Source organism: Waltera sp. (assembly GCF_046969025.1).
GTDB lineage: Bacteria > Bacillota > Clostridia > Lachnospirales > Lachnospiraceae > Acetatifactor > Acetatifactor acetigignens.
In genome coordinates, this window is sequence record NZ_JBKVQF010000007.1 from 12206 (window position 1) to 28417 (window position 16212).

Below are 16212 nucleotides of genomic sequence, written 5' to 3' on the forward strand. Positions count from 1 at the left end.
TCTAAAGTTCAATTGGAATCTTTACTTCTGCACAGGCTCCGCCGGTCTTCGGATTACACAGGTGAATAAATGCATTACCGTCATAAAAATAGTAGAACCTGCTTAAAAGATTTTTCAAGCCAATATGTTCGTTTCCAATGGAAAAAGGCGGTGTATAATTTTCAATATCTTGCAAAAGTGAATCGGGGAAGCCAACCCCATTGTCCCTTATCGTAAGTATAAGGTAATAAGAAGCATCCTCTTGCTGAAGTATGGCAGATACATTTAGTTTTAGGAGCTTGAGCTGTTCATGTGCATATTTTATTGAATTTTCCAAAAAAGTCAATATGGTAAGCGGAGGAATCATACAGCCAGTCAATGAATCGGGAATATTGAAATGTACCTGTGGCTTTTGCGCTTTTTGAACCTGCTGTATGGAAATATAATGCGAGCATTGTTCCAGTTCTTTTCTTAAAGGAATGAGGGATGAACTGCTTTTAAATACAGCCCGGAAATATTCCATAAATTCTAAGGTAAGAGACTGTAACTGCAAGTTTTCTTCATTTATGGAGAGAAAATAAATGGTATTTAATGTATTTATAAAAAAATGAGGGCTTAACTGAAGCTGCAGACATTGTAAATCCAGTTGAGTGCGCTGCAGTTCTTTTTCATAAAGCTCAATTTTCATTGTCTGTATTCTATGAATCATGGTGTTAAAAGAAGCTGCCATATGATCCATCTCCATGCTTCCCATATTTTCAGTCAGTTCGGAAGAAAAGTCATTATCCCGTATACTATCCATATGTTCGATAAATATAAGGATTGGGTTTAATATATTTCTTTGTAAATATGTATTTGCTATTGGAATTAAAGATAGCAAACATAGTGAGAAAAAGGTCGTAATCCAACATAAGACAATAGTAATATAATTCTGTAATGGAATGTCAGCAGATAAAAATACTGAAAAATCTCCGGTGGATGAATCAGCTGTAATTTGAAAATGCCGTAAGAGAAAAAAATCAAGCATACTATTTTTGTCTGTAAAAGTACCGGTTGGTGCAATTGTTACAGCTGTGTTGGAAAAACTGTAATTTTTTAACTTTTGAATCATGGAATCTGTCGGTACACAGACCCCAAGATAAGCGTTATTACATTTAAATAAGCGCAACAAAAACTGTTGATCCTGCAGTGTAATTAATGTCCAGGAAGCATTCAGAAACTGTTCAGGATTTTTCAACATTTCGCAAAGAGTCTCTTTTGCCTGATAACTGCCATGCGACACATATTCTGAAGAAGGGACGATGACCATTTCGTTGTTTTCAGAATGAAACATAAATAAATAGGCAATTTCCGGGCAAAGATCAATTTTTGAATTAAGATTTTGGTATAAGTGAATTTTTTCCAATGCATAATCTCTGCCGACATAATCATAAGCAATGCTTTGAAAAGCTAGATCCTCTGTTCCGTTTTTTATGAGAAAGAACGAAATCGTACTCAAACGAGAATCAATATCGTCTAAAAAATAATTAACCATATTTTCAGTAGATATTTTTGTTTGCCGATAGGTGGAAAACATAAAGAAAGAATTGGTTATGATTAAAAGAATATTTAGTGGAACTACAAAAAGAAAAATAAATTTGTTTACAGTCTGCTTTAAGGTTCCTTTCATAATCGTTTCTTCCTCATTTCTAAAGCTTGGTATTTTTGCCTCAATAGTTTTTTGAAATTCCCGTGTGAGGGGGAAAGTTGATTACAAACAGAATAAATTACAGCAGTGAAAGTGACGATACAAATGCAGGAAGAGCAGAAATGTTCTTCCTGTTTTTTAACAGAACTTCAGCAGCTGGCGGGGAAAGGAGACAGTATGGCAAAGTTCTTAAATTATGAGGACCGGCTGGAGATAGAAAGCGGACTAAAGGAGCATATGACTTTCACAGAGCTTGGAGAGAAACTGGGAAGGGACAGGACTACCATCACAAAGGAGATCAGGAACTATTCCATCGAACAGGACACCGGTTATGGAAGTTACCCGCATAATACCTGCAAGTACAGAAAAGCATGTAAGAGGAAAAAAGTATGTGGGACAAATGACTGCAGGCATCCACTGGTAGCTGTCTGTAAACAGTGTGAACTCATATGCAACCGTTACTGCGAGCATTATGAAGAAGAAATATGTACCCATCGCTTTAAACCGCCATATGTATGCAACGGATGCAGTGAAGTAAAGAAGTGTACGCTGACAAAAACTGTTTACGATGCTCTGGGAGCCCAGAGGCGGGCAACGGATAAGATATCGGAATCCCGAAGCGGGATCCTTGCTACGGAAGGGGAAATCGCCAGACTCAATGAAATCCTGGTGCCGTTGGTAAAACAGGGGCAGTCTATCCATCAGATCTACCTGACACATAAGGATGAACTGATGTGCAGTGAAAAGACCCTCTACAACTACGTGGATGGATGCCTGTTTGATATCAGGAACATAGACCTGCCAAGAAAGGTAAAGTACCGTCCGAGATATAAAAAACCGGAGCTGAAAGTAGACCGTGGATGCCGTGTGGGAAGGAATTATCATGATTACGAAGTATATATGGAACAGCATCCGGACACAGCAGTGGTGCAGATGGATTCCGTGATCGGCAGCAAGGGAGGGAAAGTCCTGCTGACGATATATTTTGTAAATGTGTCACTGATGCTGGGGTTCCTGCGGGAAGCGAACACCTCAAAGTCAGTGATAGATATTTATGATGAACTGTACCACCGGCTGGGAGGGCAGGATTTTAGGAAGCTGTTTCCGGTCATCCTGACGGATAACGGAAGTGAGTTTTCCAATCCGAAGTGTATAGAGAACGGACCGGATGGAAAAGGATTTCAAAGGACGAGGATCTATTACTGCAATCCAAGTGCGCCGTACCAGAAAGCAGAGATCGAGGTGGGACATGAATTTATACGCAGGATCCTGCCGAAAGGAAGAAGCTTTGATGAACTGACGCAGGCAGACGTAGAGCTGATGATGAACCATATCAATTCCTACCGGAGAAAGAAACTGAACGGAAAAAGTCCGTATGAAGCGTTCAGCTTTTATTATGGAGAAGACCTGGCGGAGAGGCTTAGATGCCACGAGGTTGCAGCCAAAGACATCAACCTCACCGCAAGACTTCTCAAAAAGTAACCAGAAGACAGAATAAAGCACAGACCGCTGGCTGAAATAGGAACAGCAGAAGACGTGAATTATGGCTTGCAAAATTTGTAAGCCAAAACTGACGTCCGGTTTTTGTGCAAAAAAATACTCTGCCATAAGGTGATTATATCATAAAAGCAAGGAAAAAAACGGGAAAGTCATTACAAAAGTGGAAAGTCGGGTACAAAATTTGAAGGTCGCTTTCAAAATGTGAAACTCGTTTACAAAACGGGAAACTCGGGTGACTATTGAGCCTTGGTATTTTTGACATGTAGCACTATATATTATATAGCATATTTAGAATATTATTTGTACATAATGTCAAAAATTGGATAAAAAAAGTCGAAAATAGGGCAGATATGACGAAAGAAAGTATGATAGATTATGTGCACAGGGTATGAAAGAGGTTTAAAAATCTATTATAAAGAAAAGGAGAAGATTAATGAAAAAAAGAAAAAAATATGTAGCTATTATGTGTGCTGCCTTGTTGGCGTTTTCGTCGTTGCTGCAAGGCTGTGGAAAAACAGAAACGGCATCTAAAAATTCAACCAAAGAAGTGTTGTCAGAATCATCGGAGCAACAAAGCACAGAACCGGACAAGATAACATTTGCATTTTTCTGCAATTTATTCATTCCGGAAGATATGGACATGATTGAAGAGGCCTTAAATGAACAGACTCGTAAAAAGATTAATGTAGAGGTAGAACTCGTGCCATTAAGCCTTGGTACTTATAACCAGCAAATAAACCTAATGGTTTCTGGTAATGAAAAGTTAGATTTATATATTATGTTTGGTGGTGATTTCACTTCTGCGATTAATCAGAATAAGCTTCTGCCGATTGCACAGGATACACTGCAGGAATATGCACCTGGGGTAGTCAATGCTTTAGGGGATTATCTGAAAGCATCAACAGTTGGGGACAAAATATACGGTCTGCCGGTAAATAAAGATATGGCACAGGCAAGAGGAATTTCTTTGAACAAAGAGATTCTGGAGAAATATGACCTGGTAGAAATGGGAGAAAATATTTCCAATACAGATGATCTGGCGGAATTATTTGCAATTGTTTCTGAGAAGGAACCGGGTATGGTTATGACGTCTTCTCAGGATAATGGAAAAAGTATACTGGAATCCGGATTTGCTTCATTTGATAAGATGGGCGATTACTATGGGGTTCTGATGAATTGCGGCGAAAATGACTATCAGTTGGTAAATTTGTATGAAACCGAATGGTATAAAGATACGCTGAATTATATTCGTGATTGGTACAATAAGGGCTGGATTTTAAGTGATGGTTCTATCAACCCGGATACGGGTATGGGCTTATATAAGTCAGGAAGACTATTCTCCTACATGGGAGATAAAAAGCCGGGCGGCTATGTAGATGTACAGAATTCAACAGGGATTCCTACCCTGGATGCGCGTATGTCACAGGCCGTTGCTACAACGGATTCCATTAATGGAGTTGTTATGGCTATTCCTATTACATGTGAAGATGAGATCCCTGTATTAAAGTTTCTGAATTTGCTGTATTCAGATCCGGATGTGCTTAATATTATTGATTGGGGTATTGAGGGTGTACATTATGAACGTGTGAAAGGTACCAACACTTTAATTACTTACCCGGAAGGTGTTACCTCTGAAAATGATGGATATGGGCTTAACCAGGGATGGTCGTTTGGTAATCAGCTTATTTCTTATGCATGGGAAACAGTAGAAAATGATAATTATTATGATGAGATGAAGGCTTTCAATGAAAATGCAATTCAGTCGCAGGCAATTGGTTTTATATTTGATTCCTCTTCAGTTAAGTCAGAAATTGCTGCTTTGGATAGTGTATTAGCAGAATATCGACTTGGTTTGGAAAATGGTGAATTAGATCCGGAAGAATATTTGCCTAAATTTATACAGGCTCTGCGTGAGGCTGGTATTGAAAAGGTGATTGCAGAGAAACAGAGACAGTTGGACAGTTGGGTGGCTGAGAAGTAAGCAGTATGGAAGCAAGACACGGTTTATTGTGATTTCGTCAGTATCGACATCTGTTAATAAAATAAACCGTGTCTTATTGTCTCTAAATTAGGAAGGTGATTTATTGATGAAAAAGCAAAAACTGAAAAAAATGAAACGGCAGCTGCCATTATATTTAATGGCCTTACCGGGAATTTTATATTTATTGATAAATAACTATTTACCAATGACTGGGCTTGTGGTTGCATTTAAAGAATTTAATTATAGAGATGGTATTTGGGGAAGTCCGTGGAATGGTGTTAACAATTTTAAATATTTATTTAGCACTTCAACTTCATTGATTATTACCAGAAATACACTTCTTTATAATTTAGCATTTATAGTTTTGAATACACTGGTTGCACTTACAATAGCTATACTGTTGAATGAAATTCGTAAGGGCATACACATTAAGTTTTTCCAGACAGTCATATTACTTCCATATCTTTTATCAATTATTATTGTGGGATATCTGGTTTATGCTTTTCTGGGAAATGATCTTGGATTTGTCAATACACAAATTCTTACCAAACTGGGAATGAATACCATTGAGTGGTATAGTCAACCGAAGTATTGGCCTTTTATTCTTTTATTTGTAAATACATTAAAGAATTTTGGATTTCTTGCAATTATTTATTATGCAAGTGTCATTTCAATCGGCAAGGATTATTATGAGGCAGCAGAATTAGATGGTGCGGGAAAGATGAAGCAAATCTGGTATATTACCCTTCCATTTTTAAAACCTACAATTATAATGATGGTTTTGCTTGCTGTTGGTAAAGTGTTCTATTCAGATTTCGGATTGTTTTATCAGGTTCCGCAGAACTCCGGAGCACTGTTTAGCGTGACAAACACAATTGATACCTATGTGTATCGATCTCTCATTCAGCTGGGTGATGTGGGAATGGCATCAGCAGCAGGAGTATATCAATCAATTGTTGGATTTATTCTGGTGTTTTTAACTAACCTTCTGGTTCGGAAAATTAGTCCTTCAAATGCTTTGTTCTAAAGGAGTGGAGTTATGAGGAAACAAAAAGAACGAAATAGTATAGTGATTATTGTGGCATATGTCGTGCTAGGAATCATTTCATTTATGTGCATTGCTCCTGTGGTTTTGATGGCAGTGGCATCCTTTACAGATAATGATGTTTTGAATTTATACGGATATACATATTTTCCCCAAAAATGGAGTTTAGAAGCGTATGAATTTCTGATTAAACAAGGAACGGTAATTTCGAAATCCTTTCTAAATTCAATTTTAGTTACTTTTATGGGGACTGCTTTAGGGATAATGGTAACCGTACTTTTGGCATATACCATTTCACGTAAAGAACTGGTTGGACGAAAGCTGATCATGCTTTTTGTTTTTTTTACAATGTTGTTTAATGGTGGAATGGTGCCAACATATTTGATGTATACACAAATTTTCCATATTAAAAATACAATGTGGGCATTACTCTTTCCCCATTTATTGGTGAATGGTTTTAATGTATTACTGGTAAGAACATTTTTTAATGAAAACATTCCGGAAGTGCTGTTGGAAGCGGCACGTATTGATGGAGCGGGAGAAATATCTATTTTTCGAAATGTTGTACTGCCGATATCAAAACCTATTTTAGCTACTATAGGACTTCTGGTTGGAGTTGGCTATTGGAATGACTGGTATAATGGATTGCTGTTTGTTACGGATGTTAATTATTATACCTTACAAAATTTTTTAAATAAAATAATGACAGACCTACAGTTCCTTTCACAAAATATGTCAGCTACATCAGATGTTAATTCCATTATAGCGAATGTGCCGTCAGGAACGGTTAGGATGGCAATGGCATTTATCGGTGCATTACCGGTTATCATTGTTTTTCCGTTTTTTCAGAAGTACTTCACAAAAGGTATTACTGTAGGTGCGGTAAAGGAATAGAGAGATATGACAAATAATAGAGACCCTTTTAATTACACGGCTAATTTAATATTGAGAGCAAAACCAGACTTTGAGTATGCAAGAGAACCTCTTTTGAGGCGCATGCCAAACGGTGATTTAGTATGTGTCTGCTTAAGTGGAGGTAAGACAGAACCGGCGAATCAAAATCTGGTAATTATCAGCCGAAGCAAAGATGATGGCTGTACATGGAGTGCACCGGAAATAATTTTTCAACATAGTGAACGTGCCGTGTGGGCAACAGAACTGTTTTGCCACGACAATACAGTGTGCCTCTTTTTGATGACGTATTATGCTCCGTCAAGATATAGAGAGCTGATTTTATATCGTTCTTTTAGCATAGATAACGGAGAAACCTGGTCAGAGCCACAGTCTCTTCCGAATGGAATTATAAGTGGAAGTGTCAGACAAGGAATTGTGCTTAGCAATGGAGCATGGGTATTTCCGATATATTGGCAGGAATGCTGTGGAGCATGGGATTGGAAACTTCATTCCGTACCAAATGATGGTATTGATGAAAATTGGCCATTTCGATGCGGCGTGCTGCGAACAGAAGACAATGGCAAAAGCTTTCACATAGAAGGATACTTGAAGGCACAGACACCGCTTTGGGAAAATAATATTGCGGAGTATGAAAACGGTAAGCTGGTTATGCTTATGAGGGCAGAATTCACGGGATATCTTTATCGTTCTTTTAGTGATGATTACGGGAAAACATGGAGCAAACCGGAAAAAACAGATATTCCAAATCCAGCATCAAAAATTACCTTGCTGAAATCAGGAAATAACATATTATTAATACATAATCCTACCATGTGTCAGGAATTTTGCGACTGGAACAAAAGAAAACCATTGGAAATGTGGGTAAGTAGTGATGGAACAAGGACATGGAATAAAAAAATCCCATTGACAAAGGTTGATGAACCGTTCTTTTATCCGCATGGATTTGTGGATTCGCAAAAGAATTTGATTTATATTGCCTGTGAGAACTCTCAGGAACATTTTTTGTTAAAAATACCTATTAACGAAATAGAAGGTTAGCCTTGAACTTTTATAAAATGTAATTTAAAAGGAAATACTTCTCTTAAAGAGTTCTTCTGCCAGACTTTAGGAGAAGTATTCTTTTATTTATTTCAAACGATTATCTAATAAGGTAGAGTTAGTGATATGAAAAAGATGAAGTATTATACTGAGATTTGAGAGTTAAAAACCTTGACATTTCCGCTATTTCGGTATTATCATATCAGAGTAAAGGCAATGAACGTGCACAGTAAGGTTCTATTTTCCTGACAGAGAGGGAAGCCCACCGGCTGAAAAGCTTCCTGAGGTTCAAGCAGAATCGAAATTCCCACGCGAGCCGCATACCGGAAGAATTCGAGAGCAGAGAGCATGGATTTGGTAGGGTATGACGTTTCCTCACTCGTTACGTGAGTTAAGAGTCTTATCGTGAATGTAAAAATAATTTTCATTTTTCACATAAGGAATTTGGGTGGTACCGCGGATATAAATTCGTCCCAATGGGGTGAAGTTGTATGCGCGGTTTTCTTGTATATAAATTTCCCCAGGCACAAGTAAAAATACGTGTGAATCATTCACACAGCCTGCAAATAAAAAGTCAAGGCTAAAATGAAAGAACTTTGAAAATTTTATACAGGTTGAAAATTAGACATCAAAACAAGACCACCACACCAGTGCTGGTCTGAAAGGTATAGTAGATAATTAAGATTCTGGAAGAGATGCAAGATATTCTTTCACTCGTCCATAGTAGATGCGTAGAAACTTGTTAGCACCGGCAGTCATATAGACATAATACGGTTTCTTTTGAGCCCGTTTTTTGTCTAAGAACTGATACACAGGATCATCTTGTGGATGTGTTTTGATTAAGACATCCATTACCTGAAATAGTGTTTTCCTGAGGTCAGAAGAACCTCGTTTTGAAGTTGGAACACTTTTCTGTTCATAAGAGCCGGATTCGTTAACACCAGGGTCTACACCGGCAAAAGCAGTAATGGCACCCTTGTGAGTGAAACGGGAAACATCACCAATCTCAGCCATCAGTTGAGGACCGAGTGACGTTCCAACCCCTTTCATTGCCATAACAACGGGATACTCCGGAAGCTTGGATGCAGTTTCGTTCATGAGAGTGCGTAGCGACTCAACAGTAATAGAAGCACTGTTAAGTTGGTCAACTGCCTGCTTGATAATAAGCTTTGTAATGTCATCCTTAGGAAGTACAGGAACAAGCTCCTTTGCTTTTCCATAGATTTCTTCAGCTTTTGACTTGCTGAAGTTGTACTTCTTGCGTTTGCACCAGTTTTCATAGTGATCAATAAAAGCGTTTATGGACATTTTACGGACACAGTCTACATGCCAGTATGTAGATGCAAAATCGACCCATTTCTGGCTGCCGTCACTACGTGCAGGACTGTCAAAATAAGTATTAACACCAGGATAGGTTTGGTCAAGGATGCCGATAAGGTTATTCTTCATAGCCGTCTTGTGCTTCATGTAAAAGCCAAACTGACGGTTCATGGTTTTGAGTTGATTGCGTAATTCATCCATAACGCTATACTGTTTCAGATTTTGCCACTTGTCAAGTGCATATCGGGCAATTTTAACAGAGTCAGCTTTATCTGTTTTGACTTTACGAAGGGAATCGTTATCAAAATCCTTGATAAGCTTTGGGTTAATGGCACTAACGAAAAGATTTGCTTCGGAAAGTTGATGGGCAAGGACTTCGTAATAGCGTCCGGTATGCTCCATTACAATTCGGGACTCACCTTCGATAGACTTGATAAGTTTTACAAGCGAATTGATGTCACTGGATGTGTGTTTAATTTCAAAGGGTGTGGAAACAATTTCGCCAAAAGGCCGCATAATAGCAACCATACTTTTACCTTTTGAAACATCGATACCTACTGCGTTCATAAATTTGTCACTCCTTAAGATTATTGCAATGGATAAGTACCAGTTTTACTCATTGCCTATTCAATCTACTGTGGTGTGACACGAATGCACCTGAGGTGATTCAACCTGCATAAAACGAACGCTGCGAATGAGGAGCTGGTTATCAGTCTGTGTTACGGACGCGAAGTCCAAGAAAGGAGAAGATATCCAATTGCTACCTACATTCTAACAGCTTAAGCAACAAGATGGATAATTCCTTACTGGCTGTAAGGGATATTAACCATAAATATATTGTAGTAGAAATGAGGAGTAAGATGGCAGATTTAAACGAATTGAATGAAAAAGTCGAACAGATCAAAGCCGACATCCGGGAACAACTGGAAAAGATCGAGAATACCAAGGGTGTCTACGAGTACAAAAAAACCATTCTCGACAAGAACGGTATTATCGGCGGTCTGATGAAGCAGATGGGTTCCGTGCCCAAGGAAGAGAAGGCTGACTTCGGTAAGAAAGTCAATGAACTGAAGAACTGGGCCAGCGAGCATTTTGACGAGCTGAATACGAAGTTAAAAGAAAAAGAGATGGAGCTACGCTACGAGAGTGAGAAGATCGATATCTCCATGCCGGCAAAGAGCCGTAAGACCGGTAATCTGCATCCTGTAACTCAGGTGCGTAACCAGTTAATCGACATTTTCGCATCCATGGGCTTCAGCGTATATGAAGGTACTGAGATCGAGACCGATTATTACAACTTCACCGCACTGAATACCCCGCAGGATCACCCCGCAAGAGACATGCAGGATACCTTCTACCTGTCTCCGGAATTTCTGCTTAGAACCCAGACCTCTGCAGGTCAGGTACACGTTATGGAGAGCCAGAAGCCTCCCATTAAGATCCTGAGCCCCGGTAAAGTATTCCGTTCCGATGATGATGCGACCCATTCTCCCATGTTTACCCAGATGGAAGGTCTCGTAGTAGACAAGACCATCACTCTGTGCGACCTGAAGGGTATGCTGGAAGTACTGGTACAGAAGATTTTCGGTGAAGGTACCACCACAAGACTGCGTCCTTCTTACTTCCCGTTCACCGAGCCTTCCGTAGAGGTGGATGTCAGCTGCTTCGCCTGCGGAGGCTGTGGCTGTCGTCTGTGCAAGGGTACCGGCTGGATCGAAGTACTGGGTGCCGGTATCGTGAATAAGAAGGTACTGGAGAACTGTGGCATTGATTCCGAGGAGTACAGTGGACTGGCATTCGGTATCGGTATTGAGCGTCTGGCAATGTTAAAGTACGGTATTAACAATATCAAACTGTTATATCAATCTGATATGAGAGTACTGGATCAGATCAATGATGACTAAGATCACGGAAATATGATTTTAGAACAGTAGCAATGCAAGGAATAGTACGAGAGGACGTCGTAAAAGACGACGCCGAAGGAGGTAAAAGATATGTTAGTACCACTTAGTTGGTTAAAAGAATATGTAGATATTGATGTAGAAGCCAAGGAACTGGAGGAAAAGTTATTTTCCTGCGGATTTGAGGTAGAGGAATCCTATGAAGTAGGCAAGGATATCAGTGGTGTGGTCGTAGGTCTGGTAGAAGAGTGTGAGCCGATCCCTGAGACCCACTTACATGTATGTAAGGTAAACGTAGGAGGCGCAGAGCCCCTGCAGATCTGCTGTGGTGCAGATAACGTACACGCAGGCGGCAAATACCCTGTAGCACTGGAAGGTGCCCAGGTATATGCTACCGCAAAAGATCATGTGACCATCGAAGGTACCATGAAGATCAAAAAAGGCAAGCTTCGTGGCTATGAGTCCTGCGGTATGCTGTGTTCCGGTACCGAGCTGGGACTGAACGAGGATCTGTATCCCGGCGCTGGCTACAACGGATTGCTGGTACTGCCGGAGGATGCTGAGGTCGGTGCGGACGTAAAGCCCCTGTTACAGTTGGATGACTGGATCTTCGACATTGCCATTACCGCCAACAGACCGGACTGCGAGAGCATCTTCGGTATTGCCAGAGAAGTAGCGGCTATCCTGAATAAGCCTGTGAAGACTCCGGCACTGGATTATACTGAGAGCGGCATTACCAAGGACGGATTTACCGTAACCGTGGATGCTCCGGATCTGTGCCCCAGATATATCGCACACTATGTAACTGATGTGAAAATCGGCGAATCCCCCGCATGGATGAAGAGACGTCTGGCACTGGTAGGCATCGGATCTATCTCCAATGTTGTAGATATCACGAACTACATCTTAAAAGAGCTGGGTCAGCCTATGCACGCATTTGATTCTTCTTACATTGAAGGCAATGCCATTCATGTAAGACGTGCCCATGACAAGGAAAAGATCATGACTCTGGATGAAAAAGAGTTTGAATTAAACGAAAATAACCTCGTTATCTGCGATGGCGTAAAGCCTGTAGCTTTAGCCGGTATCATGGGTGGTTTGAACTCCGAGATACGCGACACCACAGAGGCTGTCATCTTCGAGTCCGCAAAATTTGCAAGAGACAATATCCGCAAGAGCTCCAGAGCACTGGGACAGTCTTCCGATTCCTCCCAGAGATATGCCAAGGGTGTGGATGAGTATGCTACCGTTATGGCCAGCAAGAGAGCACTGCATTTGATCGAGGAGCTGGGCTGCGGTAAAGTATCCTCTACTCACGTAGAAGTCAGCACCGGCAACTCCATCGAGCCTGCCGAGATGAAGGCAAGCATCAAGAAAGTAAATGGTGTACTGGGTATTGAAGTACCTACCGCTGATATTGAGAGAATCTTAAAATCCCTGAACTTCCAGCCCGTAATTAACGGTGACGAACTGACCATTCAGGTACCCGCATATCGTGAAGATATGGAATCCTATCCCGATATTGCAGAGGAAGTGATCCGTATGTACGGTTACGACCACGTAACACCGACCTTTCTCGCGGCAGCAGCTGTAACCAGCGGCGGCATGAATACCAAACAGAAGACCGAGCTTAAGATCAAGAGAGCATTATGTGCACAGGGCGCATTTGAGGGTGTACATTATTCCTTCTTCTCTCCTTCCGATCTGAATCTGTTAGGCCTGCCTGAGGATGCACCGGAGAGAAAGGCAATCCGCCTGATCAACCCGATCAACGAGGATCTATCCCTGATGCGTACCACTTTGGCACCTCAGATGATTCATGCCATCGCCCGTAATCAGAAGAACGGCTGTCTGGAAGGCAGAGTATATGAGATCGGCAATAAATTCATCCCTAAGGATCTGCCTTTGACCGAGTATCCCGATGAGAGAGAGACCATCTGCATCGGTATCTGGGGTAAGGAAGAGAATTTCTTCACCCTGAAAGGTCTGGTAGACACGGTAGCAGAGACACTGTTCATTGATTTCGAATATGTAGAGGACAAGAAGACCTTCCTGCATCCTTATCGTACTGCAAAGATTCTGTACAACGGCGAAGAGATTGGCTACCTGGGTCAGCTGACCTACGAGATCCAGAAGGAAGAAGATATGCGTGAATCCGCATACATCGCAGAGATCGATCTGAAAGCCCTGCGTCCCGTATACGGCAAGGTTCCTACCTTCGCACCGATCTCCAGGTTCGCCAAGGAGACCAGAGACCTGGCACTGGTAATGAGCAAGTCCGTTACCTGTGGCGAGGTAGAGAAGGCCATCGCGGAAGCCAGCAGCTTCGTAGAGTCTGTAGAACTCTTCGATGTCTATGAGGGATTACAGGTGGGACCCGAGAAGAAGTCCATGGCCTTCACCGTAACCTTTGCCCCGAAGGAGGAAGAATTCACCACAGAGGCAGTGGACGGCTACGTGAAGAAGATTCTCAAGAACCTGAACAATAAGCTGGGTGTGGAACTCAGATCCTAATGATAATATTAGAAAGCGGCTAACTGTAAAAGGAGGCCGCTTTTTTGGTAATTTTTGTATACAAATTTTTCTACTGGAAAAAGCATGTCAGGCAGTATTAGTTTCTAACTATATATCTACGAAAGATTTCCTATTGATTCTGGTATTTCACGACGCTACAATTAAGTTAATTTCTTACAAGAAGGAAGAATAGTAGCGCTATAGTACAAACGGAGGAACTGGTGAATGAATGATGTTTCGCTGTGGCAGAATGAAATACAATTTCCTGTAAAAAATATTTGGGATAGTTTGAATATTTTTTACATTTCGGATATTCATCTAGAATTTCACATTGAAGGGTTTGAAACTATAAAGAAAAGATCTTTGCCTCCGGCAATTCGAAAATTGGTAATTGATATTTTTGGAGAAAACAAGGACAGAGCAAAAAGGGGATATTTTGACTACATTATTATTGATGGAGATATAGCTGATGACATAGCGATAGTTGATATTTTTTTCTCGTGTCTTAATAAAGAGATTCCATCTATGGAAAAAGTGTTATATGTGTTGGGAAATCACGAATTGTCTGCTTATTCTACAAGGCGAGAGTGCTATGAACAGTATATGAAACTTTCTGCAAAGCATGGGATTCACCTTCTTATTAATGATGGTTTTATGAAATATGATTATATAGATAAACGTAGTGTTCCGAAGTGTCTTATATTTGGAGGAACTGGTTTCTCCAAATATAATGAAATGTATAACACTACGAACTTGTGCTATTCGAAGGATTTAATAAACAACAGGGATGAAGAGATTAAAGAGTCAGAAATATTTTATTCAATATACAAAAAATATCTTTTAAAAGCAAAAAAAATGCACTTGCCGTTGATTGTAATCAGCCATTGCCCTGTAAATGATTGGTTAAAAGAAGGAGAGGAAGATTCCCAATGTATATATTTTTATGGGCATGATCATCACAACAGATATGTTCGTGATAAATATAGGACAATTTTTGCGGATAATCAGATAGGATATACGGGAAATATTCAAATGAAATTATGTAGTTTGGGGTGCGTGTATGATCCTTTCATTAGATATACGGATGGATGCCACAAAATTAGTATAGAGGAATATGTGCTTTATTATAGATATATTGGAGAGAGATTGAATGAGCCTAAGCTCATAAACAATATTTTAAAGCAAAAAGATGCCGGCTTATACCTGATAAAACATGACGGATACTATGGTTTTTTTGTAAAGACACAAAAAGGAGTCAAAATGTGTGTAGGAGGAATGGTTAAGCAGGTCAGTACGATAAATGGCATGGATTATTATAATCATATCATGGTAAATCCATATGATGGTAAGTTAACCTACTACTATTCTCCTGTATTTGGAGTTGCAAAACAGTTTGCATCATTTGACAAACTATTAGAATCGATTAATAAGGAAAGACTTAGTGAACAAATAACCACAGCCGAGCAAATTGAGGAACAGAAAAAGATATTAGGAGTGTTACAGAAAGAGAATGCATTGATATGTCAACCGCAGCAAAACTTGTCAGAATATATTGACAAAATGATTTTTATAGACAGAAAAGAAAGCTTATATGCTGTTTCTAGAAGAGTAAATCAGGTACAACGATTGTTCTCGGCAAATTTGCTTCGCGAATGGGACAATACACTTGTGGCCTCAAAAATTGAATTTAAAAGTAATGAGATAAGTGGGTATAATCTAATAGAGGATAACTGGAAAAATATATTACTGTTACGGAGAGAAGATGTAACAGAAAAAATGTTACGGAAAATAATACTTGGGAGAAATAAAAGAAATTTATTTCCGTATATTAGCTATGAAAACTGGGGCGGAAAGGTGTTTCCATTGTGCCGTGCAAAGGATGAGGAGATTGAACTGTTTATGTCACTGGTACCGGATAGCATGTTTAAAGATAGGATAATAAGAGAACAACTTATGAATAAATTGGATGATGATTTTTTGAAATATTATCCTGCAAAGTACTTTACGTATGACTTGCTGCAAAAATATGTGAAAAGTTGTGGCGAATTAGCAATAATAAAAAATGCACCATATTTGGCAAGAATGAAAGAACAGGCGCATATAAGGCGATATTTTATTGAAATTGCAGAAAAAAACGCAAACTATACAATAAAGCACATTGATGAACTTCCAAAAGAATATCAGTGTGAGGAATTATATCAGAAACTTGCATTGTCATTATACCAAAAGCATAGACCCAAGTGGTGCCCAGACTATATATGGAAATATCATAATAATCCGCGTTAAAAAAAGAGTCAAACTATAATTTTTCAGTTGCAATTTCCATGATTTT

Annotated in this window: 10 protein-coding genes and 1 other annotated feature; of the genes, 8 read left to right on the top strand and 2 right to left on the bottom strand. The window is 39.7% G+C overall.

The genetic code is table 11. The features are described from left to right. Window position 1 precedes the first annotated feature (1 nt). The gene (locus ACLTOH_RS05185; protein ID WP_412223533.1) at window positions 2–1648 is read right to left on the bottom strand and encodes a sensor histidine kinase; all 1647 of its coding nucleotides are present in this window, start codon (window positions 1646–1648) and stop codon (window positions 2–4) included. 195 nt (window positions 1649–1843) lie between these two features. On the opposite strand from ACLTOH_RS05185, the gene ACLTOH_RS05190 reads away from it, so the two are divergent. The 5 genes from ACLTOH_RS05190 to ACLTOH_RS05210 all read left to right on the top strand — a co-directional run bounded on the left by ACLTOH_RS05190 (window position 1844) and on the right by ACLTOH_RS05210 (window position 8145). After that, the gene (locus ACLTOH_RS05190; protein WP_069432380.1) at window positions 1844–3148 is read left to right on the top strand and encodes an IS30 family transposase; all 1305 of its coding nucleotides are present in this window, start codon (window positions 1844–1846) and stop codon (window positions 3146–3148) included. Window positions 3149–3599: 451 nt separating this feature from the next. Further along, window positions 3600–5147, top strand: a complete 1548-nt coding sequence (locus ACLTOH_RS05195; protein WP_412223534.1) for an ABC transporter substrate-binding protein — start codon at window positions 3600–3602, stop codon at window positions 5145–5147. A 106-nt stretch (window positions 5148–5253) separates the two neighbouring features. Then, window positions 5254–6174, top strand: coding sequence for an ABC transporter permease (locus tag ACLTOH_RS05200; protein ID WP_412223535.1), 921 nt, complete (start codon window positions 5254–5256; stop codon window positions 6172–6174). Window positions 6175–6186: 12 nt separating this feature from the next. Next, entirely contained in the window at window positions 6187–7086 is a 900-nt protein-coding gene (locus tag ACLTOH_RS05205; protein ID WP_117466053.1) for a carbohydrate ABC transporter permease, read from the top strand. Window positions 7087–7092: 6 nt separating this feature from the next. Next, on the top strand, window positions 7093–8145 hold the full coding sequence (locus tag ACLTOH_RS05210) for a sialidase family protein (RefSeq protein ID WP_337770649.1): 1053 nt from the start codon (window positions 7093–7095) through the stop codon (window positions 8143–8145). Between the two features lie 207 nt (window positions 8146–8352). Then, window positions 8353–8624 (top strand) — a binding site (T-box leader). A 199-nt stretch (window positions 8625–8823) separates the two neighbouring features. Here the strand turns inward: ACLTOH_RS05210 and ACLTOH_RS05215 are convergent. Further along, complete coding sequence (locus ACLTOH_RS05215) at window positions 8824–10032, bottom strand: IS110 family transposase (protein WP_015568727.1); 1209 nt, start codon at window positions 10030–10032, stop codon at window positions 8824–8826. Between the two features lie 293 nt (window positions 10033–10325). Here ACLTOH_RS05215 and ACLTOH_RS05220 point away from each other — a divergent pair, with 293 nt between their 5' ends. The 3 genes from ACLTOH_RS05220 to ACLTOH_RS05230 all read left to right on the top strand — a co-directional run bounded on the left by ACLTOH_RS05220 (window position 10326) and on the right by ACLTOH_RS05230 (window position 16166). Beyond that, entirely contained in the window at window positions 10326–11369 is a 1044-nt protein-coding gene (locus ACLTOH_RS05220; RefSeq protein ID WP_022152876.1) for a phenylalanine--tRNA ligase subunit alpha, read from the top strand. A 90-nt stretch (window positions 11370–11459) separates the two neighbouring features. Continuing rightward, window positions 11460–13880: a phenylalanine--tRNA ligase subunit beta gene (gene pheT / locus ACLTOH_RS05225; RefSeq protein ID WP_022313025.1), complete on the top strand. Its 2421-nt coding sequence runs from the start codon at window positions 11460–11462 to the stop codon at window positions 13878–13880. Between the two features lie 225 nt (window positions 13881–14105). Then, window positions 14106–16166: a metallophosphoesterase gene (locus ACLTOH_RS05230; protein ID WP_412223538.1), complete on the top strand. Its 2061-nt coding sequence runs from the start codon at window positions 14106–14108 to the stop codon at window positions 16164–16166. The last annotated feature ends 46 nt before the right edge of the window (window positions 16167–16212 follow it).

What these genes read in the sequence shown, in the direction of transcription:
- ACLTOH_RS05185 (WP_412223533.1), bottom strand. Translation starts at nt 1,648, where the DNA reads ATGAAAGGAACCTTAAAGCAGACTGTAAACAAATTTATTTTTCTTTTT.
- ACLTOH_RS05190 (WP_069432380.1), top strand. Translation starts at nt 1,844, where the DNA reads ATGGCAAAGTTCTTAAATTATGAGGACCGGCTGGAGATAGAAAGCGGA.
- ACLTOH_RS05195 (WP_412223534.1), top strand. Translation starts at nt 3,600, where the DNA reads ATGAAAAAAAGAAAAAAATATGTAGCTATTATGTGTGCTGCCTTGTTG.
- ACLTOH_RS05200 (WP_412223535.1), top strand. Translation starts at nt 5,254, where the DNA reads ATGAAAAAGCAAAAACTGAAAAAAATGAAACGGCAGCTGCCATTATAT.
- ACLTOH_RS05205 (WP_117466053.1), top strand. Translation starts at nt 6,187, where the DNA reads ATGAGGAAACAAAAAGAACGAAATAGTATAGTGATTATTGTGGCATAT.
- ACLTOH_RS05210 (WP_337770649.1), top strand. Translation starts at nt 7,093, where the DNA reads ATGACAAATAATAGAGACCCTTTTAATTACACGGCTAATTTAATATTG.
- ACLTOH_RS05215 (WP_015568727.1), bottom strand. Translation starts at nt 10,032, where the DNA reads ATGAACGCAGTAGGTATCGATGTTTCAAAAGGTAAAAGTATGGTTGCT.
- ACLTOH_RS05220 (WP_022152876.1), top strand. Translation starts at nt 10,326, where the DNA reads ATGGCAGATTTAAACGAATTGAATGAAAAAGTCGAACAGATCAAAGCC.
- pheT (WP_022313025.1), top strand. Translation starts at nt 11,460, where the DNA reads ATGTTAGTACCACTTAGTTGGTTAAAAGAATATGTAGATATTGATGTA.
- ACLTOH_RS05230 (WP_412223538.1), top strand. Translation starts at nt 14,106, where the DNA reads ATGAATGATGTTTCGCTGTGGCAGAATGAAATACAATTTCCTGTAAAA.